This window comes from Anaerobacillus sp. QJM3NY_17, assembly GCF_056173665.1.
In genome coordinates this window covers 3,054,281-3,073,565 of record NZ_CM149685.1, presented here as the reverse complement: position 1 = coordinate 3,073,565, position 19,285 = coordinate 3,054,281, and the positions used below count along the sequence as shown (strand labels likewise).

Genomic DNA, 19,285 nt, shown 5'->3' with positions numbered 1-19,285 from the left:
AAATGCCTGAACATCCAATTGAAGGACTTATGCAGACTGCAATGGAAAATCTGAAAGACATGATTGATGTCAACACGATTATAGGTGATCCTGTCGAAACCCCTGATGGAAGCGTCATTCTAACGGTGTCAAAGGTTGGATTTGGATTTGCTGCTGGTGGTAGTGAATTTATGCTAAAGCAACAGTCCAATCAGCGTGATCAGCAAGGGCAAAGCAAAGGCGATCCTTTTGGTGGAGGTAGTGGTGGTGGTGTTTCCATAACGCCAATTGCGTTTTTAATTGTAAGTGCTGGCGATATAAAGATGATACACCTTGATAACACCACACATCTTTATGAGAGATTGCTCGATCTTGCCCCACAGGCAATTGAAAAAGTACAAAGCATTCTTCAGAATATGAATCATGAGACTAAGGGAAGAAGAGGAAACGATCACCAAAGCGATTCACAATCTTCGCGACATACATCCCAAGGAAAACACCTCTTCCGTGGTCATAAGAGACAGCAGGATGACGATAAGCAGGATTTGGATTTTTAAGCTACTTTTAATTAAAGTAGCTTTTTTATATGGTCTTTAGATTCGATTCTTCTGCCATTGTGGGTTATTCTAGAAAACTAAGTTGCATTAATCGAACATAAATACCTCTGATTCATAAAAACTGAGCTAGAAAGCCTTAGCTGATTTCTTGAAATCAGAAGCGATGGCATATATGATGAAAACAGTCGTACATACGACCAATTATGAAGGAGGTATGAACATGGCTAATATTACATTTAAAGAAACGCCGATGACACTTTTAGGGGAAGAAGTAAAAGCGGGGGACAAAGCGCCTGATTTTACTGTTCTTGCTAATGATCTATCTGAAAAAACGCTTGATGATTATGCAGGTATTCGTCTCATTAGTGTCGTACCATCACTAGATACAGGCGTTTGTGATGCTCAAACACGTAAATTTAACGAAGAAGCTGCTAAGCTTGATAACGTGAAAGTGTTAACAATTAGCGCTGACCTCCCATTTGCACAGAAGCGCTGGTGCGGTGCTGCTGGAATTGAAGATGCTATTACTTTATCTGATCATCGCGATCTTTCATTTGGTAAAGCTTTTGGCGTAGCGATGGAAGAGCTTCGTTTATTAGCAAGAGCTGTTTTTGTAGTAAACAGTAAGGACGAAGTTGTATACACAGAATATGTTAGTGAAGCAACAAATCACCCAGATTATGACGCTGCACTTAACGCCGCTAAGCAAGCTGAATAATGTAAACAAACATGGCAAGGACTTCGATGACGTGATCGGAGTCCTTTTTTAACGGAATTGTATTGTGATCTATAATTCATAGACGTTAGTGTAGAAAACTCTCGATTAGCCATAAACTTTTGCAAAGTATAAAAAGTCTCTCTCGTAACAGATGATCTTCCGATGTTGCGAAAGAACTCAAGACTGTTTACAATAGAGACGGCGAACTGATAGGAGGCCAATCAATGACCGAACTAACTGTAGAAAATTTATATAACGTGCTTGATGAATCGACGCTAGTTATTCAAAATAAATTGGAAATGTCGTATCTTGAAGCTCTCGTTGAGACAGGTTTAAACATATTTGAAAATAAAGTATTACAAGAGGAACTAGATACGGATACCGTTGTCCGTCTTAAAGCTCTTTATGATTCATGTGATCTTGAGGATGCTAAGAAAGAAACAGTGCGTAAAGGGATCCAGCTTGCACTTCTGAAAGGGATGAAGAAAGGAATTCAGCCTCATCATGCCATGACTCCAGATAGTGTTGCGCATTTAATCGGTTATCTTGTGAAAAAATATAAAGATGTATTAAATATAGAGGAAATGAAAATTCTTGATCCTGCAGTAGGAACAGGAAATTTACTCACTTCTGTTCTAAACCAATTAGAAGGTGAGAAAGTTGAAGCATTCGGGGCGGAACCAGATGATCTTTTATTACATTTAGGTTTTGTTAATGCGAATTTGCAAAAACACCAGGTAGAATTTCTTCACCAGGATAGCGTAAAGCCACTTTATATTCCCCAGGTTAATACGATCGTAACTGATTTACCTGTTGGTTACTATCCCCATGAGGAAGCATCTGCAAAATACGAATTAAAAGCAGAAGAAGGGATGTCTTACGTTCACCATCTTCTTATCGAACAAAGCTTAAATATGACAGAAGAGTCTGGCATGCTCTTCTTTATGATTCCAAACTTTCTCTTTGGAGATGATGGAGCCAAGCAAGTGAGGAATTTGCTAAATGATCGCTCTGTTATCCACGGCATTATTCAATTGCCTACAAGTTTATTTGCGAATGAGTCGCAAGCTAAAAGTATTCTTGTTACTCAGAAAAAAGGAGAACATACGTTAAAGCCTAAACAAGTTATGATGGCAAAGCTTCCATCCTTCTCCAATCGTGAAGCGATGTTGAACATGATGCAGCAGATTAACGGGTGGTTTTCACAGCTTTCTTAAAGGTTATGAAACGTTTACAAATCTGAATTGGCGGAATACTTGAATGTAAGCGGTTTTCACCTTGAATAAAGTAATGGACGATGTTTAAATAATAAGAGTGCTAAAGATAGAAGGGTCTTACCCTTCTATTTTCGTGTCGTATTCTAATTTTATTGAATTAAAGGAGCTGTCACATATGGCGAAAATAATCGCAATCAACGCCGGTAGTTCTTCGTTGAAGTTTCAACTATTAAATATGCCGGAAGAAACTGTTATCACTAAAGGACTCGTGGAGAGAATCGGCCTTGATGACGCCATTTTTACAATAGAAGTGAACGGTGAAAAGAAAGAAGAAATTACTGATATTCCTGATCATGGAGTTGCGGTTAAAATGCTATTAGATAAGCTGATTAGCTTCTCCATTATCTCTTCCTATAATGAAATTGAAGGTGTTGGACACCGTGTGGTTCACGGCGGTGAGAAATTTGATGACTCTGCATTGATTACGGATGATGTACTAGCTAGCATTGAAGAAGTATCAGAGCTTGCGCCATTGCATAACCCCGCTCACCTTGTTGGGATTCGTGCATTCCGTGAAATTCTACCAGATGTTCCATCTGTAGCCGTATTTGATACAGCTTTCCATCAGTCTATGCCTGAGCAGTCGTTCCTATATAGTCTCCCTTACGATTATTATAAAGATTATGGTATTCGTAAGTACGGCTTCCACGGAACTTCTCACCAGTATGTTTCAGAGAGAGCGGCAGAGATGCTTGGTCGCCCGCTTGATCAATTGCGTCTCCTTTCTTGCCACCTTGGTAACGGTGCGAGTATTGCAGCTATTCAAGGCGGAAAGTCAATTGATACATCAATGGGCTTCACTCCACTAGCTGGTGTAACAATGGGAACTCGTTCAGGTAACATTGACCCTGCTTTGATTCCATTTATTATGGATAAGACTGGTCAAACAGCAGAAGAAGTAATGAATACATTGAATAAGAAAAGTGGTCTTCTTGGAGTGTCTGGTTTCTCAAGTGATCTTCGCGATATCACTAGTAAAGCAGAAGCTGGAAATGAACGTGCTGAATTAGCACTAGAAGTATTTACTTCTCGTATTCATAAATACATTGGGTCTTATGCAGCGCGCATGTCAGGACTAGACGCTATTATTTTCACAGCAGGTATCGGTGAAAATAGTGATGCTGTTCGTGCACGTGTACTTCGTGGCCTTGAATTTATGGGCGTATATTGGGATCCAGCTCTAAATAAGGTGAAGGGGAAAGAAGCTTTCATTAACTACCCTCACTCACCTGTCAAAGTAATGATTATTCCTACTAATGAGGAAGTCGTCATTGCGCGTGATACAGTTAGGCTTTCAAAATAGACTTTAGAGAAACAGCGTATCTTAACAGATGCGCTGTTCTTTTTTTACTCCTTATTCCACCTTTGTTGGAAGTTTTTGATTGGAAAAGCTACAATATAGGAAAGAGTTGTAAGGGAGTGAATTTGAATGGTGTGGACAGATAGAGAACAAAAAAGAATGAACGGCATAATTCAATGGGAGGAAGAGCACTTTACGCATCATGCAACGGACGTAGAGCGCACTTTCCAGAAATGGTATGACTATCAGCTTAATCAGCTAGAGTCACCAACGAAAAACCGTTTGTATGCTGTAATTGATTCAGCTCTTTTTCATATGCATTCGCTTATACAAAACTCACAATCGCAAGTGGATGCCAGTCATCGATTGTTAACGGATGCAAGGTTATTTGATCCTAAAATTGAACAAATTCAGGATATGAAAAACCTCTCGATTGATCACCTTGTTTACATAGCAGATCAACAAATTGCCCGTCAGCGAATGGTATCATTTGCTCAAGGAGGACTTGCTGGAACGGGGAGTTTTCTACTGCTGGGTCTTGATATACCTGCTGTACTTGCTATTAACTTGCGTACTGTTCAGCTAATAGCGATGACATATGGCTATCCAGTAAACTATCCTTCCGAAATGATGATCGCTCTTAAAGTATTTCACATGGCAACATTACCGAAAGTGCTACAAGAACAAGCCTGGAAAACGTTAGAGGAAGAGATAAAGCATGAGCAAACGCATCCTTATTTTTATGAAGGGCCTGAAGAAATTGCAGACGGAAATTGGCTACAAGGACCAATGAAGCAAATTATAAAGGGAACTGTTCTTATGATGTTAAGGAAAAAAGTAATTCAAGGAATACCGCTTCTTGGAATTGCCATGGGAGCGGGAGTGAACTATAGATTTGCGCGAACGGTAAGTGAAACCGCACATAAATTTTATCAGAAACGTTTCTTGAATGAGCTTGAAAAGGGGGACGTAGGATGAGTGCAGAAGATCACAAAAAAGATGCACCATTGATTCGAGCTCTCATTGTAACCGTGAGCGATACAAGGACAGTTGAAACGGATAAAAGCGGAGATGTTATTTATTCCTTACTTGAAGAAAACAATCATATGGTTGGGCAAATGAAAATCGTAATAGATGAACAAGAAGAGATCCGCCAGGCGATTCAAAAAGGTATAGATGATAAAGACGTTGATGTTGTGCTATTAAATGGTGGAACTGGAATATCCAAAAGAGATGTTACGTATGAAGTTGTTGAAGCTATACTCGAAAAGGAGCTTGCGGGATTTGGAGAACTATTCCGCATGATTAGCTATACAGATGATATTGGTACTCCAGCGATGCTTAGTAGAGCCATTGGTGGGGTGACAGGTGAAACGGCAATATTTGCTATGCCTGGGTCTTCAGGAGCAGTCAAATTAGCAATGTCGCGATTACTGCTACCGGAGTTGCCGCATATTGTCCGTGAGCTCCATAAATAAAGAATGTCTTGTAACGAAATTTATGTGACCATCCATTCCGATTTCAGATTCAATCATCCTATTTTTAGAAGCATTTTTCATCCTTGCTTTGGAAACAATATAAGCGCAAGTCCGAAATGATAGGAGGATGTCTTATGGCTGATAAGAAAAAGGAACTGATTTACGATGAGAATGGCGAAATGGCCGTGCATCAGCAGTTGAGTGAATCATACCAGAGTGGTGTCATTGATCAAGAAGAAACTAAAAAAACAAAAGAATTACCACGGAAAGCTGACAGGAAAAGTTATTATTAAAAAGCAAAAAGTTCATGCTGAGCGCATGAACTTTTTTATTTATGATCGTTTTGAATTGCTGTTTCTAATGGAACTTCACCATGATTAACGAACTGGGAAGTAACGAAAAGCGAGATAACATCCACCAGTTAGGAAAAATGAGAGAAAACCTGGTGAATAGGATGCAGGAAGAATAATGTAAAAGATAAGACCAATTAAAATCGCGACAAACCCTGGTCGATTCAAGAGCTTGGCCTTCTCAGATAATTCCTGGAGCATCGCTGAAGTAAACCTTCCTTTTTTCACAATAATAAAATCAGTCACGATTACAGCTGATAACGGGATAACGAAGGCTCCAAGAAGTGAAATAAATGACTCGGCCTGGTTAACAAAAGTAGGGAATCCACTTAATATAACAGCGGCACAACCTAGTAATACCGCACTTTTTACTCGACCAAGAGAGGGGAATGTATTAAGCAGACTATATCCTCCTGTATAAGCATTGCTAATGTTAATCATAATCATCGAGCAAAGGGCTGAAGCAAAAATGAGTATCAATAGGAGTGGTGACTGTGTTTGTTGACTCGTGATTAAAAATGGGTTCCACGTACTAGCTACTGAAGCGGTGTAGGCTCCGAGTAGTGCTGTTAATGTGAAACCAATCGTATTTCCTGAGAAGATTCCCCAGAATGCATGCTGAGTGGATTTTGCGTACCTTGCCATGTCTGAAGAACTACTAACACCTGATACATACTGCACAAAAGCGAGGCTGGCAAAGAAAAAGAAAGAGCCTAGTTCAGGACCGTGTTTAACTGATAGAACGGTTGAGTAACTCTTCCCGTTAATAGGAGTCTGAGAATACACAAACAACATGGCAACTCCTCCGGCAAATAGAAGAGGGAGAAAGTACCTTGTGGCTTTTTTGACGGCATTGAATCCTATTAATGCAAGTAAAGCCATTACTGAAGCGAGAAATAGAGATGTTGGTAGAAAAAGAAGGTCGATTGAAAAAGCACGTTTCATCAGCTCTACAACCATATAAGTACCTCCAATGGTTTGTACAGAAAACCAATAGAGCGACGTGATGGTTCTTACGGGAGAGGCGAAGTATTGAGCTCCTTTCAGACCAACAAAAGCTCTTACTGCATACTGTGAAGGGATACCTCGACGTGCCCCTGGAAAAGAAAGGTAAGACACGAAAAGGAATGCAAGACTTGCTCCAAATACAGTGGCGAGAACTGCCCATACAAAACTAAGGCCGCCTTCGAGGACGGCGAGAGCTGGGACGAGAAAGTTACCGGCATTGACAGAAACGGTCATTTGAATCATGGCATACTCATACCATCTTGTTGTGCGTAATTTTTCTGGGACTGATTCAAGCCCATAACGCTCAATTTGAATAGTAGAAGAGGTTTTGCTTAGACTGCTCATATTATCTCCTTTAAAGTTACGGACTTATCTTTATTTTAGTTCGCAAAAAAGAATGAAGCAATCCTGATTGCTCGGTTAGGAATAATATTTGCTGTTTACACTCAGCATAAGGGTGAGGTGATTAATAATGAAAAAGTTTGTTGTCATAACCTTTGCTATTTACTTGTGTCTATTTACAATTCGAGCAGAGGCTTCTACATTAGAAAACAGCTTCTCGTTTAAATGTATGGTAGTAACAAATGGAGTTGAACATGAATGGGAATTTTCCAGTCCGAACGAATTTGAGGTAGAGAATGGAACGGTCGTTGAGAAAGGTGATCGTGCAAAAGACGAAGTAGAGGCGTTATTTCAGCATTTGGAAGTAACTGAAATCGCGCGCGTAGAGGAATTAGTAAAGAAAATGGACACCTTTGGTTATAAAAATGCAGAGCGATTTGAGTTGAAATGGATGGATGCAAGTGGAAGATTATATACTTGGGTCTGGAACCAAAACGATCGGTAGACTTTGAATAGCGGTTTCGTTAAGATGAGGAAAGACGTGAAAGGAGCCGCATTCAAGTGAAGAATAGTTTTGCAGTCGTTTTAGGTGGTGCAATTGGTGCTACACTACGAGCGGTGGTGGGAACCATATTGAATGGCAGTCCCTTATCGACTTTTATAGTAAATATAGTAGGTTCCATTATCCTTGGGTTTTTCTATCAATACAATCATTCAAACAATCGCTTTTCAGAGCCAGCGAAAAAAATGATTGCAACTGGCATGATAGGATCATTTACGACTTTTTCAACCTACTCCCTTGATCTTTTGGTCTACATAAAAGATGGTCAGTTTATTAAGATGGGCCTTTATGGGGGCGGCACTATTGTAAGTGGAATTCTAAGTGTCTTCCTTGGAGTCTTACTAGCTAAAAGAACGAGGAAGGTGACGTAATGGAGTGGTTAATGATTGCGATCGGTGGAGGTATAGGGGCATGGCTTCGATATATAACGGCATTAATAGTTAACCGATGGAACACTTCTCAATTCCCGCTAGCCACTCTACTTGTTAACCTCATAGGAAGTTTCATACTAGGGATGGCTTTCGGAGCAGGCGATTGGGGGACTGGGATATCGACTGGATTTCTCGGAGCACTAACGACTTTTTCCACCTTTATGTACGAGGCTTTTGAACTAGGCTCAATAAAGCTTTGGCTTTCTGTTACATATATATCAATTAGCTTAATTGGCGGGTTGTTAATGGTGGCAGTGGGGTATATGATAATGGTGTAAAAATATTCCGATAACTAATACGATCTATTGATGAAATAGATTCACCCCTTAAGTCATTCCCTCATTTAATGGTATTAAATGTTATACAATAGAGGTAACAGTATATGGCTCGTTAGAGATAAAGGAGGAGTATCAATGCATATTGGAGTGCCTGTTGAGGTTAAAAACAATGAGAACCGTGTAGCAATGACCCCTGCTGGCGTATTGACCTTAACGCGATTAGGTCATGAAGTTTATATCGAAAAAGGAGCGGGCGTTGGATCTGGTTTTGGGGATGACCAATATCTTGAAGCTGGAGCTCATCTGGTAGAGACGGCCGCTGAAGCGTGGTCGAAGGAAATGGTCATGAAAGTAAAGGAACCACTTCGAGAGGAGTATGTCTACTTTCGTGAGGGTTTGATTTTATTTACATATCTTCATCTTGCTGCAGAATCAGAATTAACCAGGTCTCTTTTAGAAAAAAAAGTTATCGGAATTGCCTATGAAACCGTTCAGTTACCAAATGGCTCGCTACCTCTTTTGACACCCATGAGTGAAGTTGCTGGTCGGATGGCGGCTCAAATAGGGGCTCAATTTCTTGAGAAACCTAAAGGAGGACTCGGTATTCTTCTGGGCGGCGTCCCTGGGGTTAAAAGAGGTAAAGTGACGGTTATTGGTGGAGGAGTCGTCGGAACGAACGCAGCGAAAATTGCGATGGGGCTTAGTGCCGATGTGACAATTATGGATTTAAGTCCAGAACGAATGCGTCAGCTTGATGACATTTTTGGTACTGAGATTAATACGATGATGTCCAATCCACTTAATATAACAGAAGCCGTGAAAGAATCAGATTTAGTGATTGGTGCAGTGCTTATTCCAGGGGCAAAAGCACCGAAGCTTGTAACAGAAGAGATGATCAAAGAAATGAAGGCGGGCTCTGTTATTGTTGATGTAGCAATTGATCAGGGAGGTATTTTCGAAACAACCGATCGTATCACAACTCATGACAACCCGACATACACAAAATATGATGTTGTTCATTATGCGGTAGCGAATATGCCTGGAGCTGTTCCGCGTACATCAACCATTGCCTTAACGAATGTGACTGTACCTTATGCCGCTCAGCTTGCGGATAAAGGTTATAAAAAAGCCTGTCTTGAAAATGAACCTTTGCTAAAAGGAATTAATACGATGGACGGATTTGTAACGTACGAAGCAGTAGCTGAAGCCCATCAGCTCACATATAAAAATGCTCGCTCACTCCTTGAAAAATAGAAGTAGAAATAAAGCAGCTAACCGTTAGCTGCTTTATTTTTTTATCGTATTAAAAAGCTTAGAAATTTTCATCAGCGTTGAAGGGTTTTTATATAGTTATACGAATCATAAGAGAGGGAGGTGAATCATCAAATGGCTTTTTGGAGTAAAAAAAGCATTAAAAACAATCCGCAACATTCAATCGGGATAATAGATGCAAGCCTTCATGAGATACGACAGGCTGTCGGAGCATTTGCTGAAAAGAAAAGAGATGGGATCTCGTTGAAAGTATTGGTAAAAGAAAATAATGAACTTGATTCTTCTCTCCTCGCTCCCCATCTTGGAGGCATTCCTTCTAAATCATTTTATATGTCAAAAGAGACATTCGAACTCTTTGAAGAGGAAAACCGTCACATTCCTTTTTGGATTGATGCAGTGCAAAGAGCGGTAGATGCATACATTCGTTCTGAAAAAGCACCTCCAATTATTGAAGGAGACCCGTATAAAAAAATTAGTTTTTTTAAGCTAGAGAAAAAAGCTCTTTTAACAGAACGACCGCCACTGGATTTCTATTTTACAGAACAGGAAAGTATGGTTACACATAGAAAATGGGAAAAATAACGGGAACATTTTTCTCGATCATTCGTATGAAAGAGAGGATGGGAGGTCGCGGTATGAGTTTTTTATCAAAGTTTTTTGGAAAGAAAGAAGAGAAGAAGGTAGAAGAAAGAACGGTTTTTACGATTCAGGTAGGAGATATCATCACATATGATCTTGAGGATTATGAGGTTGTGGGGACGCTAACATATCATAATAAAGGTTACGAATGGCAAGCATACCAGTTAATCTCAGGATCATCTTCGATCTGGCTTAGTGTTGAAATGGATGATGAACTAGAGCTAGGCATTTATCGAAATGTAAAAGAAAAAATCTCGAAACCAATTCCTGAAGAAATAAGCATTGATTCCGTTATTTATTATAAAGAGGAACATGGTTACGCAAAGGTGACGGGCAATGGACGAGGAAGTAATCTAGATGGACAGGAAGTCGAGTATTATGATTTTTCCAATGAAGATGAATCAAGTTATCTATCCATTGAAGTCTGGGGTTCCGAAGTAGAAGTGAGTAAAGGTTACGCGATTGAAGATTATGAAATCAAAATTCTTGCTGGAAGCAAATGAGAGGATGAAAGCGAATGTTTAAAATGTTTAAAAGAGTAAAAACGATTATGTCTTCTGAATTAAACGCTGCACTTGATAAAGCGGAGGATCCCGTAAAAATGCTAGAGCAATTTATGAGGGATATGGAAGCGGATATAAGAGAAGCAGAAACCGCTGTTGCAAAACAAATCTCTAATGAAAAGATGTTAAAGAAAAAATGGGACGATGCTAATTCTATGGTGACTAAGCGTCAGGGGCAAGCTGAGAAAGCTCTCCAAACTGATAACGATGATCTTGCAAGAAGAGCGCTTCAGGATAAGAAAGATCATGAAGCCAAAGCGGAAACATTAAAGGTATCGTACGAAAGAGCAAAAGCTGACGCCGACTCTCTTCGCTCAAAATTAGATGAAATGAAAGAAGAATATCGTCAAATGCAACTGAAGAAAGATAGTTTGAAGGCTCGAGCTGAGTCAGCTAAAACAAAAACAAAAATGAATCGCGCCATGTCTGATATTGGTGGTGATGATTCTAAACGAGGATTTGAGCGTATGGAAGAAAAGGTCCTTCAATATGAGGCAGAAGCTGAAACAAGTGAAGATATGCGTTCCAAAAATCGTTCGCTTGATGATGAGCTTGAGGCCCTCGATAAAAATAATGGAATCGATGATGAATTAGCTGAGCTAAAGAAAAAAATGGGGAAAGAATAACCTTTCCCCTTAAATGGGGTGGAAGAATGAAATGGCTAATAGGATTGCTGACAGCATTCATTCTGCTCTTATCGGCATGTGGGATTACGAAGGATATTCTCGAAATTGTTGAAGACCGCTATCAGCTTGAAGATGTTGTAGCGAGTAGCGTGGATTCAAACGATACCTCAAAGGTCTATCTTGCTGAGGAAGATATTCCTTCTGTTGCCACCTATCTTAAGGAACAAATAAAGCCGAATGAAGTCAGTGAATTAAAAGAAGGTAAGCAAATTCTTGTTTATGATGACTATATCGTTACATTAGAAGAAAGTGATGAGCCATCAAACACACTAGTTGAAGTTGCGACAGTTGGCTTTGTGAGAGATAATTACCAGCCGGATTTCTTTGATGGGTTGCTAGCTTACTACATTCTTGATGAAATACTTGATGTAGACGACTGGGGCAAGAAGCAGAAGAACCGCTGTCAGAGCGCTAGCGGAAATTGTTATGGCGGTTATGGATCTACTGGAGGTTCATATAAAGGACCGTCCACGATTCCATCATTCCGAGGATCTAATCGTGGGGGCGGACCTGGAACAGGAAAATAAACAAAGGAGGATCATGACATGGGGCCATTTCTATTAACATTTTTTTATTTTATAGCGGCGATTGTCGTTGTTGTAGTTGGATTGATTGTGTTTGAATTGATCACGACGAAATATAAGGACTGGGAACAGATTGAGAACGGGAACACGGCCGTTGCACTTTCAATAGGTGGTAAGATAATCGGGATTTGTTTAATACTAGCATTCTCTATATACCATAGTTCGGATGTTCTCGAAACAATTATTTGGGGAGCGTATGGTGTAGTGCTTCAATTAGTTGCCTATTATATTTTTGATTTTCTTACTAGACGATTTTCGGTTGAACAGAAGCTTAGTGAAGGTGTCGTATCAATAGGCATTCTATCGATGTGTGTTTCAATAGGCCTGGGCTTAGTAGTAGGAGCATCAATTACGTAAAAAGAAATGATCAGCTGAAGGTGGAAGTCATGAGCAAGACGTTAAGTAAAAGCAGTCAATTGTACTGGGCTTCAGGAATTGTATCCATTTGCGGTATTATTTTTGAAGTGCTGTTCGGCGCACTGGGTTCTTACATACTCGGAGACGGGGTTAAGCAATACACGTTAACTATTTCGCTCTTTCTAACAGGTATGGGTATTGGCGCATCATTGAGTGAAAAGGTAGTTAAAAACCTGATTACGAGATTCATTGCAATTGAGCTTCTTATTGGCTTAATTGGAGGATTTTCAAGTTTTGCTGTGTTTGGAATTACAGCTTTTGCGGGAGAAGAAGCAACAGCCATTGTACTCTATTCCATTATTCTCATTGTTGGTGGACTAACTGGTCTTGAATTACCCATTCTTATTCGGAAAGCGAATGAGATTGGCGTGGAAATGAACAAAAGCACGGCCAGGGTGCTCTTCTCTGACTATGCTGGGGGACTTGTAGGAGGAATGTTATTTGCTTTTTACCTTCGTCCGGAATTCGGTCTAGTAAAATCAGCCTTCCTTGTAGCTATTGTAAACATTCTCGTTGCATTTTGGATGATTTATTCATTTAGAAAAGAGATCGTCTATCAAGGAATCTATATTGGAGTAGCCTTTCTTCTGTTTGTACTAATGATTGGTGGGACTTTATTTGGAGAGGAGATGGCGTTCTCATTTGAGCAGCGCCTATACAAAGACCCCATCATTTACTCTGAGGAAACATCCTATCAGAAAATAACCTTAACGAAGGAGCAGGGAGATCTAAGACTTTATTTGGATGGACAGCTTCAGTTTAGCTCAAGTGATGAACATAGGTACCATGAAACACTTGTCCATATTCCTATGGCTGCTGTTAAAGAAGCGGAGGATGTTCTTATACTTGGAGGTGGAGATGGACTTGCGGTTAGAGAGCTACTTAAATATGACGATCTGAAATCCATTACGGTAGTGGATCTAGATCCGGAAATGGTAAAACTAGCGAAGAATCATCATTTATTAATGGAATTAAATGAGCATTCACTTGAGGATAAACGTGTCGATATTCATAATGAAGATGCCTTTCAATACATTGAAAAACAGAAAAAAATGTTTGATGTCATCATATCTGATCTCCCAGATCCAAATAATGAGTCTTTGAATAAGCTTTACACGTGGGAGTTCTACTCTTTATTGCGCAATCATTTAGATGTAGATGGGGCGCTAATGGTGCAGGCGACTAGTCCTTTATTTGCGAGGGAAGCTTATTGGACGATTGATCGAACGATTTCAGAAACTGGACTACGAACGTCAAATTATCACGTTGATATTCCAAGTTTCGGGAACTGGGGTTTTGTTATGGCAACAAGGAATCCTGTAGCTCAAGAGAAATTGGATATTTCAGTTCAAACCGATTATCTTTCAGACGAGATGATTCCATCTCTTACTGTATTTGGTAAAGATGAGGACAGTCACATGGTGAAAGATGGCAATAAAATCAGCTTTGAACCTAATACTCTAATTCGCCCTCATTTAATTGAAAAATATGAGAATGCCTGGTTGTATTATTAGTTTAGATCGTTTATCAAAGGGAACGTAATAAGTAGAGAACCCACTTCCTAGCGTTTTAGGGAAGGTAATGAAACCCAATTGTTAAAGGAGCGATAACAAATGAAAGTTACATTTCATGGTCATTCAGTTGTAGAAGTTGTTACGAACAAAGCAAAAATTTTAATTGATCCTTTTATTTCCGGTAATGGTCAATGTGATTTAGATGCGGATCAAGTTACTTGCGATGTGATATTGCTAACACATGGACACAATGATCACGTTGGTGACACAGTTGAAATTGCAAAGCGAAACGATGCATTAGTCGTAGCTCCATTCGAACTTGCTACATATCTTGGTTTTAAAGGTGTTAACACGCATCCTATGGCAATCGGTGGGGCGCATGAGTTTGAGTTTGGTAATGTGAAGCTAACTCAGGCATTCCATGGTTCGAGCTACACTGAGGAAGAAAACCAGCAAATCATTTACACAGGGATGCCAGCGGGTATTCTCTTTAGCGCAGAAGGTAAAACGGTCTACCACGCGGGTGATACTGGGCTTTATTCTGATATGAAGCTATTATCTAATAAGCAAATTGATCTTGCGTTTCTACCAATTGGTGATAATTTTACTATGGGTCCTGAAGATGCAGCTATCGCTGCAAAATGGATAGGAGCTGAAATAACCGTACCAATTCACTACAATACTTTCCCGCTTATTGAACAAAATGGCGAGGCGTTTACTGAAAGCCTTGAAGGTACAAAAGGTAAGGTTCTTCAAACAGGAGAAACAATCGAATTGTAATCAAACACAAAACCGATGCCCTGCATCGGTTTTGTGTTTGATAAGCGTATTAAATACGCGGACTTGAACATACCCTTTTAGAAAGACTATGAGGGGGAATCATTGTGAAACAACGATTGTTTTTATCCGTCTTGTGCATTCTGTTTTTGATGTATGATGCTATGCCGCGCTTTCAAATTGATTTAACGCTAGAAGGTGCTTTTTTTAGTCTCTGGCTTTTATTTGCCATTATGGCACTTGGTGGAAATCTTTCTGGATTATTTTTTGGAAAGCAAGAGAGAAAACCTATGACAGTTAATGATTCAGTAGAAGAATTAAGAAAAAAACAATACGGTCGTTGAAGTTATAGGTCTGTGTTATGTATAATGAAGTCAATTCAAACACCACTATAACAGAAGTAGTTTAGCTACTGATACAGATGTGCATGTAGAAAGTATGGTGAAAGAAATTGACAACGAAACATGAACAGATCCTCTCTTACATTGAAACGCTAGAAGTAGGAAGTAAAATATCCGTGCGTCAAATTGCTAGAGAATTAAAAGTTAGTGAGGGTACAGCATACAGAGCGATTAAGGATGCTGAAAACAAAGGGACGGTCAGCACGATTGAACGGGTTGGGACGATCCGAATCACAAAAAAAGAGAAAGAAAATATCGAAAAACTCACGTATGCTGAAGTAGTGAACGTCGTCGATGGGCAGGTGCTTGGAGGAAGAAATGGTTTACATAAAACCCTTCATAAGTTTGTTATCGGTGCGATGAAGCTAGAGGCTATGATGCGTTACGTCGATCCTGGTAGTTTGCTCATAGTCGGTAATCGCGACAACGTGCATAAAATTGCACTAGAAGCCGGGGCGGCTGTCCTTATTACTGGTGGTTTTGATGCGCAGGATGATGTGAAGAAAATGGCGGATGCATATGATTTGCCAATTATATCTACCTCCTATGACTCCTTTACAGTGGCAACAATGATTAATCGTGCGATATATGATCGATTAATTAAGAAAGAAATAGCTCTAGTAAGTGACATATTAACGCCGCTTACGAAAACGAGCTTTCTAGTGACAACAGAAAGTGTAGGTCGCTGGCATGAGCTAAATGAATCAACATTGCATAGTCGCTATCCGGTTGTGGATCCAAATATGAAGGTTCAAGGCATTGTGACATCTAAAGATATTTTAGGTGAACAGCATGAAACGTCAATAGCTAAGGTGATGACAAAACACCCGCTCACTGTTAATGAGCAAACGTCCGTCGCTTCTGCAGCTCATACAATGATCTGGGAAGGGATAGAGATGCTTCCTGTTCTCGATCAATATCAGCGACTTATCGGTATTATTAGTAGACAGGATGTACTTAAGGCTCTTCAAATGATTCAGCAGCAACCACAGATAGGGGAAACCTTTGACGACCTTATTACGAGTCAAATCAAAGATATTTCCACTGGATCGGAAAGTCGCTATAGCTGTGAGGTAACACCTCAAATGACGAGCCTACTTGGAACGTTATCTTATGGTGTTGTAACAACCCTAGTCACTGAAGCTGGGAGTCGAGTTTTGAAGAAATACAAAAAGGGTGATTTAGTAGTAGAAAACATTACACTTTATTTCATCAAACCGGTTCAAATTGATCATACAATTGAAATTGTGCCTAAAGTTCTCGAGGTATCAAGGAAATTTGGTAAAGTAGATGTTGAAATTTATCATGAAGGTGCGGTCGTAGGAAAGGCTCTTATGATGGCGCAATTGATTGATCGATAAAAAAACCGCCAGAAATAAATCCGTGGCGGTTTTACAAGTAAACATAGCGCTGTTAGTTTAGTTTCATATCCTTTGCTTCTTCGATTGCAAATGGAAGATAGTGTCGATACTTTTTATAGCCGACTGTAACGTTTACAAGACCAAGTAAAATAAAGACAGCGGCAACAATCACAGTGACCGTTGATAAAGAAACGGTAAGCGTATTAATGGCAAAAAAGACAAGGAAAAGTCCGAGTGCAATGCTTGCTTTTGAATTAAGCCATTGAGTTGTTGCGACACCGTTATGTCGAACAGCTTTTACTCGATAAAACAAATAGAAAACGATTGAAAAGACAATTAATATGACAAAGATAGGCATGACTGTTTTCCTCCATAATTCAAGGTTCTTTTCTATTGTATAGAATTTAGTACTGAAAATCTATGACATATACGTAACAATTGGGAAGCGGTCGAAAGGAGAAAGTTGATGAAGGAACAAATATTAGATGCTATCGAACAATATGAGACCATTATAATTCATCGTCATGTGCGCCCAGATCCTGATGCACTTGGCTCGCAGGGAGGACTTGCCGAGCTTATACAAACTTCTTTTCCAAAGAAGCGTGTGTTTACGGTTGGTGAAGAAGAACCATCACTTACATTCCTGAACCGAATGGATGAGGTTCAGGATGAAACATATCATAACGCACTTGTCATTGTTTGTGATACGGCGAATCAGCCTAGGGTTAGTGATAACCGATACCGTAATGGCAAGCTCTTAATTAAAATCGATCATCATCCAAATGAAGACCCTTATGGTGATCTTCTCTGGGTGGACACTTCTTCAAGCTCTGTTAGTGAAATGATTGTCGATTTGTACCTTACTGCTAAGGAACGAGGGTACAAGCTTTCTGAAAAAGGAGCTTTTCTTCTTTATGCAGGTATAGTAGGTGATACCGGACGTTTTATGTTTTCTAATACGACTCAGCGTACCTTTATGTATGCAGGTGAGCTCTTGAAGTTTGGTGTAGATACAGGCTCTTTATATAAGGAACTATACAAAACGGAACAGCATATCGCTCGCTTAAACGGATATGTCTTACAGCATTTTGAAACATCAGAAACTGGTGCTGGATGGATGAAAATCACAAAAGAAACAGTTGCTTCATATGGCGTAACGGCTAGTGAGGCATCACAGCTAGTGAATACTTTCTCTAATGTAGCGGGTTTGAAGGCGTGGGTTTTCTTCATTGAGGAACCAGATCAAATTCGTGTTCGTCTTCGTTCAAAAGGGCCTGTTGTGAATACAATTGCTGCTCAATTTAATGGTGGCGGACATCCAATGGCTGCGGGGGCAACTGTTTATTCGTGGGCAGAGGCTGATGACGTTCTTGCGGAGCTAGACAAAGTGTGCGAAGAAGTATAATAACAAGTTAAAAGACCGGGGTCTCCTTTATTGAGAGAGCGCCGGTCTTTGTTGTTACCACATTTACACTTGATCATGCGATTTAGGTATAAACCACGAACCAAAGCTTGTCACGTCTTCGTGCACGTCGATGTTAAGTGATTGCAATTCCTTTTTAATTAGAGCAGTCATTTCGTGTGACTCTGCGTAAGCGGATCGCCCATTCATTAAATCAGCAATTTTCGCTCTCGCGATTTGTTTGCGATCAATAACCATCGCGCCACCTCCCAATTTTCTATACTCTTATCATATACTACACCTAAGAAAATTGCGACTTGTCTGACAAAAGGTCACAAAATAGTTTTATTTTCGCTATTGAACGAGTTCAATTGTAAGCACCACCTCGACTGTTGTCCAAAGAATAAATTGCTTCACTTTAAAACCATATTTAATATTGTCAATCATGAGCGTTTTGTTTTCGAGGGATTGAATGATAAAGCTTCTGGTTCTAGAAATCGCTCCGAGATCCTTGTTGAGAAGATCATTTAATTCGGTTTGAATTTCTTTCTTTAACTCGTGGCGCGTTAATGAGTTTAATGGTAGATCATTATCTTTCTCGAAAGTGACTTCGATTTTTTTGACGAGAAGAGTTTTTTCGATTTCTTTATTATTATAATTTACTTGATCATCGAGCAATGTTTGATTTTGGGTTTTTAAGTCCGAGATTTCAATTTTTTGTTCTTTAATCGTTGTGATCTGCTTTTCGTACATAATGCCGAATAGCATCAGAAAGAATAACCACCCAAAGATGACCCCTACAGAAAGACCTGCAAGAAATCGTTGCCACCCTTTTCTAGAATAAATTTGCGGAACTCTCATAAGGAAGAGCGTTCCTGAGTAAGCCAGTTAATGATCTCCATACCTGCCTGCGCCCCACCAAGCGCACAGAAAATCCATAAAAATTGGCGCATGATTTCATCTGGAGAACCACTGAGAAAACTTCTTTCCATGTTATTTATCGTATCAAATGTTCCGCCAATTGCTGCGGCAATCGCCCAGATTTTTAATCTTTGTGCAACGATATAGATCCAGTGTAGTGGTGGCTCACCAGAAAGGAATGCCCCGATTCCTCCGATAATTGACCCTCCAACAATCACACCAAATGCAACGAAAAACGCGATAATTAATGTTACGAGAGTTACTCTCTCCATTTTGATTCCTTCTTTCGTATCAAATTTCATGAAGTAACTTTTTCTGTCTTCACAGCACATAAAAAGTTGAAGAAAAAGTGTGTGATTATAAATCAGCCTATTTTTCGCTTTTAGTACAGCCTATGCAATTAGGAGAGAGGGATATGCTTGATAATGTTTGTTTGAGAAGGTGGAAGTATTTATAATAGAAAGTAAT

At 39.7% G+C, this 19,285-nt stretch carries 26 protein-coding genes; 21 read left to right on the top strand and 5 right to left on the bottom strand.

All coding sequences use genetic code 11. The features are described from left to right. Nucleotides 1-2 precede the first annotated feature (2 nt). The 7 genes from ytfJ (at nt 3) to AC0VYV_RS16080 (ending at nt 5,602) form a co-directional block, all read left to right on the top strand. Entirely contained in the window at nt 3-536 is a 534-nt protein-coding gene (gene ytfJ, locus AC0VYV_RS16110; RefSeq protein ID WP_194219270.1) for a GerW family sporulation protein, read from the top strand. A gap of 220 nt (nt 537-756) precedes the next feature. Continuing rightward, entirely contained in the window at nt 757-1,254 is a 498-nt protein-coding gene (gene tpx, locus AC0VYV_RS16105) for a thiol peroxidase (RefSeq protein WP_194219271.1), read from the top strand. A gap of 224 nt (nt 1,255-1,478) precedes the next feature. Then, a complete protein-coding gene (locus AC0VYV_RS16100; protein WP_430241452.1) occupies nt 1,479-2,471 on the top strand; it encodes a class I SAM-dependent methyltransferase in 993 nt (330 codons plus the stop codon). Nucleotides 2,472-2,646: 175 nt separating this feature from the next. Then, nucleotides 2,647-3,834 carry an acetate kinase gene (locus AC0VYV_RS16095; protein ID WP_475365613.1) on the top strand — a complete coding sequence of 396 codons (1,188 nt, stop codon included), beginning with the start codon at nt 2,647-2,649 and terminating at the stop codon, nt 3,832-3,834. Nucleotides 3,835-3,960: 126 nt separating this feature from the next. Continuing rightward, complete coding sequence (locus AC0VYV_RS16090) at nt 3,961-4,809, top strand: EcsC family protein (RefSeq protein ID WP_430241447.1); 849 nt, start codon at nt 3,961-3,963, stop codon at nt 4,807-4,809. Further along, nucleotides 4,806-5,309: a MogA/MoaB family molybdenum cofactor biosynthesis protein gene (locus AC0VYV_RS16085; RefSeq protein ID WP_475365612.1), complete on the top strand. Its 504-nt coding sequence runs from the start codon at nt 4,806-4,808 to the stop codon at nt 5,307-5,309. The genes AC0VYV_RS16090 and AC0VYV_RS16085 overlap by 4 nt, the downstream gene beginning before the upstream one ends. Nucleotides 5,310-5,443: 134 nt before the next feature. Beyond that, nucleotides 5,444-5,602, top strand: coding sequence for a hypothetical protein (locus AC0VYV_RS16080; protein WP_226614667.1), 159 nt, complete (start codon nt 5,444-5,446; stop codon nt 5,600-5,602). A gap of 84 nt (nt 5,603-5,686) precedes the next feature. Here AC0VYV_RS16080 and AC0VYV_RS16075 read toward each other — a convergent pair whose 3' ends face one another. After that, nucleotides 5,687-7,012, bottom strand: a complete 1,326-nt coding sequence (locus AC0VYV_RS16075) for a purine-cytosine permease family protein (RefSeq protein ID WP_475365611.1) — start codon at nt 7,010-7,012, stop codon at nt 5,687-5,689. 127 nt (nt 7,013-7,139) lie between these two features. On the opposite strand from AC0VYV_RS16075, the gene AC0VYV_RS16070 reads away from it, so the two are divergent. From AC0VYV_RS16070 to AC0VYV_RS16010, 13 genes are all read left to right on the top strand, one after another. Continuing rightward, nucleotides 7,140-7,514, top strand: a complete 375-nt coding sequence (locus AC0VYV_RS16070) for a hypothetical protein (RefSeq protein ID WP_194219278.1) — start codon at nt 7,140-7,142, stop codon at nt 7,512-7,514. Between the two features lie 56 nt (nt 7,515-7,570). Then, the gene (locus AC0VYV_RS16065; protein WP_475365610.1) at nt 7,571-7,942 is read left to right on the top strand and encodes a fluoride efflux transporter FluC; all 372 of its coding nucleotides are present in this window, start codon (nt 7,571-7,573) and stop codon (nt 7,940-7,942) included. After that, on the top strand, nt 7,942-8,280 hold the full coding sequence (locus AC0VYV_RS16060) for a fluoride efflux transporter FluC (RefSeq protein ID WP_475365609.1): 339 nt from the start codon (nt 7,942-7,944) through the stop codon (nt 8,278-8,280). Before AC0VYV_RS16065 ends, AC0VYV_RS16060 begins: the two co-directional genes overlap by 1 nt. A gap of 135 nt (nt 8,281-8,415) precedes the next feature. Further along, nucleotides 8,416-9,534, top strand: a complete 1,119-nt coding sequence (gene ald / locus AC0VYV_RS16055; protein ID WP_475373975.1) for an alanine dehydrogenase — start codon at nt 8,416-8,418, stop codon at nt 9,532-9,534. A 132-nt stretch (nt 9,535-9,666) separates the two neighbouring features. After that, nucleotides 9,667-10,134, top strand: a complete 468-nt coding sequence (locus AC0VYV_RS16050; RefSeq protein ID WP_475373974.1) for a DUF3939 domain-containing protein — start codon at nt 9,667-9,669, stop codon at nt 10,132-10,134. A 53-nt stretch (nt 10,135-10,187) separates the two neighbouring features. Then, a complete protein-coding gene (locus AC0VYV_RS16045) occupies nt 10,188-10,694 on the top strand; it encodes a DUF4178 domain-containing protein (RefSeq protein ID WP_430241437.1) in 507 nt (168 codons plus the stop codon). Nucleotides 10,695-10,708: 14 nt separating this feature from the next. Next, on the top strand, nt 10,709-11,380 hold the full coding sequence (locus AC0VYV_RS16040; protein ID WP_430241435.1) for a PspA/IM30 family protein: 672 nt from the start codon (nt 10,709-10,711) through the stop codon (nt 11,378-11,380). A 26-nt stretch (nt 11,381-11,406) separates the two neighbouring features. Beyond that, the gene (locus AC0VYV_RS16035) at nt 11,407-11,967 is read left to right on the top strand and encodes a DUF4247 domain-containing protein (RefSeq protein ID WP_475365605.1); all 561 of its coding nucleotides are present in this window, start codon (nt 11,407-11,409) and stop codon (nt 11,965-11,967) included. A gap of 18 nt (nt 11,968-11,985) precedes the next feature. Further along, the gene (locus AC0VYV_RS16030; RefSeq protein ID WP_430241431.1) at nt 11,986-12,381 is read left to right on the top strand and encodes a DUF350 domain-containing protein; all 396 of its coding nucleotides are present in this window, start codon (nt 11,986-11,988) and stop codon (nt 12,379-12,381) included. 29 nt (nt 12,382-12,410) lie between these two features. Beyond that, nucleotides 12,411-13,955, top strand: coding sequence for a polyamine aminopropyltransferase (locus tag AC0VYV_RS16025; RefSeq protein ID WP_475365604.1), 1,545 nt, complete (start codon nt 12,411-12,413; stop codon nt 13,953-13,955). A gap of 99 nt (nt 13,956-14,054) precedes the next feature. After that, nucleotides 14,055-14,735, top strand: coding sequence for a metal-dependent hydrolase (locus AC0VYV_RS16020; protein ID WP_194219288.1), 681 nt, complete (start codon nt 14,055-14,057; stop codon nt 14,733-14,735). 104 nt (nt 14,736-14,839) lie between these two features. Next, nucleotides 14,840-15,076, top strand: a complete 237-nt coding sequence (locus AC0VYV_RS16015) for a hypothetical protein (RefSeq protein ID WP_194219289.1) — start codon at nt 14,840-14,842, stop codon at nt 15,074-15,076. Nucleotides 15,077-15,183: 107 nt separating this feature from the next. After that, on the top strand, nt 15,184-16,494 hold the full coding sequence (locus tag AC0VYV_RS16010; protein ID WP_194219290.1) for a DRTGG domain-containing protein: 1,311 nt from the start codon (nt 15,184-15,186) through the stop codon (nt 16,492-16,494). A 52-nt stretch (nt 16,495-16,546) separates the two neighbouring features. Here AC0VYV_RS16010 and AC0VYV_RS16005 read toward each other — a convergent pair whose 3' ends face one another. Further along, entirely contained in the window at nt 16,547-16,852 is a 306-nt protein-coding gene (locus tag AC0VYV_RS16005; protein ID WP_430241427.1) for a YtpI family protein, read from the bottom strand. A 108-nt stretch (nt 16,853-16,960) separates the two neighbouring features. Here AC0VYV_RS16005 and AC0VYV_RS16000 point away from each other — a divergent pair, with 108 nt between their 5' ends. Then, the gene (locus tag AC0VYV_RS16000) at nt 16,961-17,899 is read left to right on the top strand and encodes a DHH family phosphoesterase (RefSeq protein ID WP_226614647.1); all 939 of its coding nucleotides are present in this window, start codon (nt 16,961-16,963) and stop codon (nt 17,897-17,899) included. A 63-nt stretch (nt 17,900-17,962) separates the two neighbouring features. On the opposite strand, the gene AC0VYV_RS15995 is transcribed toward AC0VYV_RS16000, so the two are convergent. The 3 genes from AC0VYV_RS15995 to AC0VYV_RS15985 all read right to left on the bottom strand — a co-directional run bounded on the left by AC0VYV_RS15995 (nt 17,963) and on the right by AC0VYV_RS15985 (nt 19,089). Then, nucleotides 17,963-18,154: a YtzJ family protein gene (locus tag AC0VYV_RS15995; protein ID WP_098444518.1), complete on the bottom strand. Its 192-nt coding sequence runs from the start codon at nt 18,152-18,154 to the stop codon at nt 17,963-17,965. Between the two features lie 96 nt (nt 18,155-18,250). Next, nucleotides 18,251-18,757: a sporulation membrane protein YtrI gene (gene ytrI, locus AC0VYV_RS15990; RefSeq protein WP_194219293.1), complete on the bottom strand. Its 507-nt coding sequence runs from the start codon at nt 18,755-18,757 to the stop codon at nt 18,251-18,253. Further along, on the bottom strand, nt 18,754-19,089 hold the full coding sequence (locus AC0VYV_RS15985; RefSeq protein WP_194219635.1) for a YtrH family sporulation protein: 336 nt from the start codon (nt 19,087-19,089) through the stop codon (nt 18,754-18,756). The genes ytrI and AC0VYV_RS15985 overlap by 4 nt, the downstream gene beginning before the upstream one ends. Between the last annotated feature and the right edge of the window lie 196 nt (nt 19,090-19,285).

Bases quoted from the DNA above. Each gene is read 5' to 3' on its own strand.
- ytfJ (WP_194219270.1), top strand. From the start codon at position 3: ATGCCTGAACATCCAATTGAAGGACTTATGCAGACTGCAATGGAAAAT.
- tpx (WP_194219271.1), top strand. From the start codon at position 757: ATGGCTAATATTACATTTAAAGAAACGCCGATGACACTTTTAGGGGAA.
- AC0VYV_RS16100 (WP_430241452.1), top strand. From the start codon at position 1,479: ATGACCGAACTAACTGTAGAAAATTTATATAACGTGCTTGATGAATCG.
- AC0VYV_RS16095 (WP_475365613.1), top strand. From the start codon at position 2,647: ATGGCGAAAATAATCGCAATCAACGCCGGTAGTTCTTCGTTGAAGTTT.
- AC0VYV_RS16090 (WP_430241447.1), top strand. From the start codon at position 3,961: ATGGTGTGGACAGATAGAGAACAAAAAAGAATGAACGGCATAATTCAA.
- AC0VYV_RS16085 (WP_475365612.1), top strand. From the start codon at position 4,806: ATGAGTGCAGAAGATCACAAAAAAGATGCACCATTGATTCGAGCTCTC.
- AC0VYV_RS16080 (WP_226614667.1), top strand. From the start codon at position 5,444: ATGGCTGATAAGAAAAAGGAACTGATTTACGATGAGAATGGCGAAATG.
- AC0VYV_RS16075 (WP_475365611.1), bottom strand. From the start codon at position 7,012: ATGAGCAGTCTAAGCAAAACCTCTTCTACTATTCAAATTGAGCGTTAT.
- AC0VYV_RS16070 (WP_194219278.1), top strand. From the start codon at position 7,140: ATGAAAAAGTTTGTTGTCATAACCTTTGCTATTTACTTGTGTCTATTT.
- AC0VYV_RS16060 (WP_475365609.1), top strand. From the start codon at position 7,942: ATGGAGTGGTTAATGATTGCGATCGGTGGAGGTATAGGGGCATGGCTT.
- ald (WP_475373975.1), top strand. From the start codon at position 8,416: ATGCATATTGGAGTGCCTGTTGAGGTTAAAAACAATGAGAACCGTGTA.
- AC0VYV_RS16050 (WP_475373974.1), top strand. From the start codon at position 9,667: ATGGCTTTTTGGAGTAAAAAAAGCATTAAAAACAATCCGCAACATTCA.
- AC0VYV_RS16045 (WP_430241437.1), top strand. From the start codon at position 10,188: ATGAGTTTTTTATCAAAGTTTTTTGGAAAGAAAGAAGAGAAGAAGGTA.
- AC0VYV_RS16040 (WP_430241435.1), top strand. From the start codon at position 10,709: ATGTTTAAAATGTTTAAAAGAGTAAAAACGATTATGTCTTCTGAATTA.
- AC0VYV_RS16035 (WP_475365605.1), top strand. From the start codon at position 11,407: ATGAAATGGCTAATAGGATTGCTGACAGCATTCATTCTGCTCTTATCG.
- AC0VYV_RS16030 (WP_430241431.1), top strand. From the start codon at position 11,986: ATGGGGCCATTTCTATTAACATTTTTTTATTTTATAGCGGCGATTGTC.
- AC0VYV_RS16025 (WP_475365604.1), top strand. From the start codon at position 12,411: ATGAGCAAGACGTTAAGTAAAAGCAGTCAATTGTACTGGGCTTCAGGA.
- AC0VYV_RS16020 (WP_194219288.1), top strand. From the start codon at position 14,055: ATGAAAGTTACATTTCATGGTCATTCAGTTGTAGAAGTTGTTACGAAC.
- AC0VYV_RS16005 (WP_430241427.1), bottom strand. From the start codon at position 16,852: ATGCCTATCTTTGTCATATTAATTGTCTTTTCAATCGTTTTCTATTTG.
- AC0VYV_RS16000 (WP_226614647.1), top strand. From the start codon at position 16,961: ATGAAGGAACAAATATTAGATGCTATCGAACAATATGAGACCATTATA.
- AC0VYV_RS15995 (WP_098444518.1), bottom strand. From the start codon at position 18,154: ATGGTTATTGATCGCAAACAAATCGCGAGAGCGAAAATTGCTGATTTA.
- ytrI (WP_194219293.1), bottom strand. From the start codon at position 18,757: ATGAGAGTTCCGCAAATTTATTCTAGAAAAGGGTGGCAACGATTTCTT.
- AC0VYV_RS15985 (WP_194219635.1), bottom strand. From the start codon at position 19,089: ATGGAGAGAGTAACTCTCGTAACATTAATTATCGCGTTTTTCGTTGCA.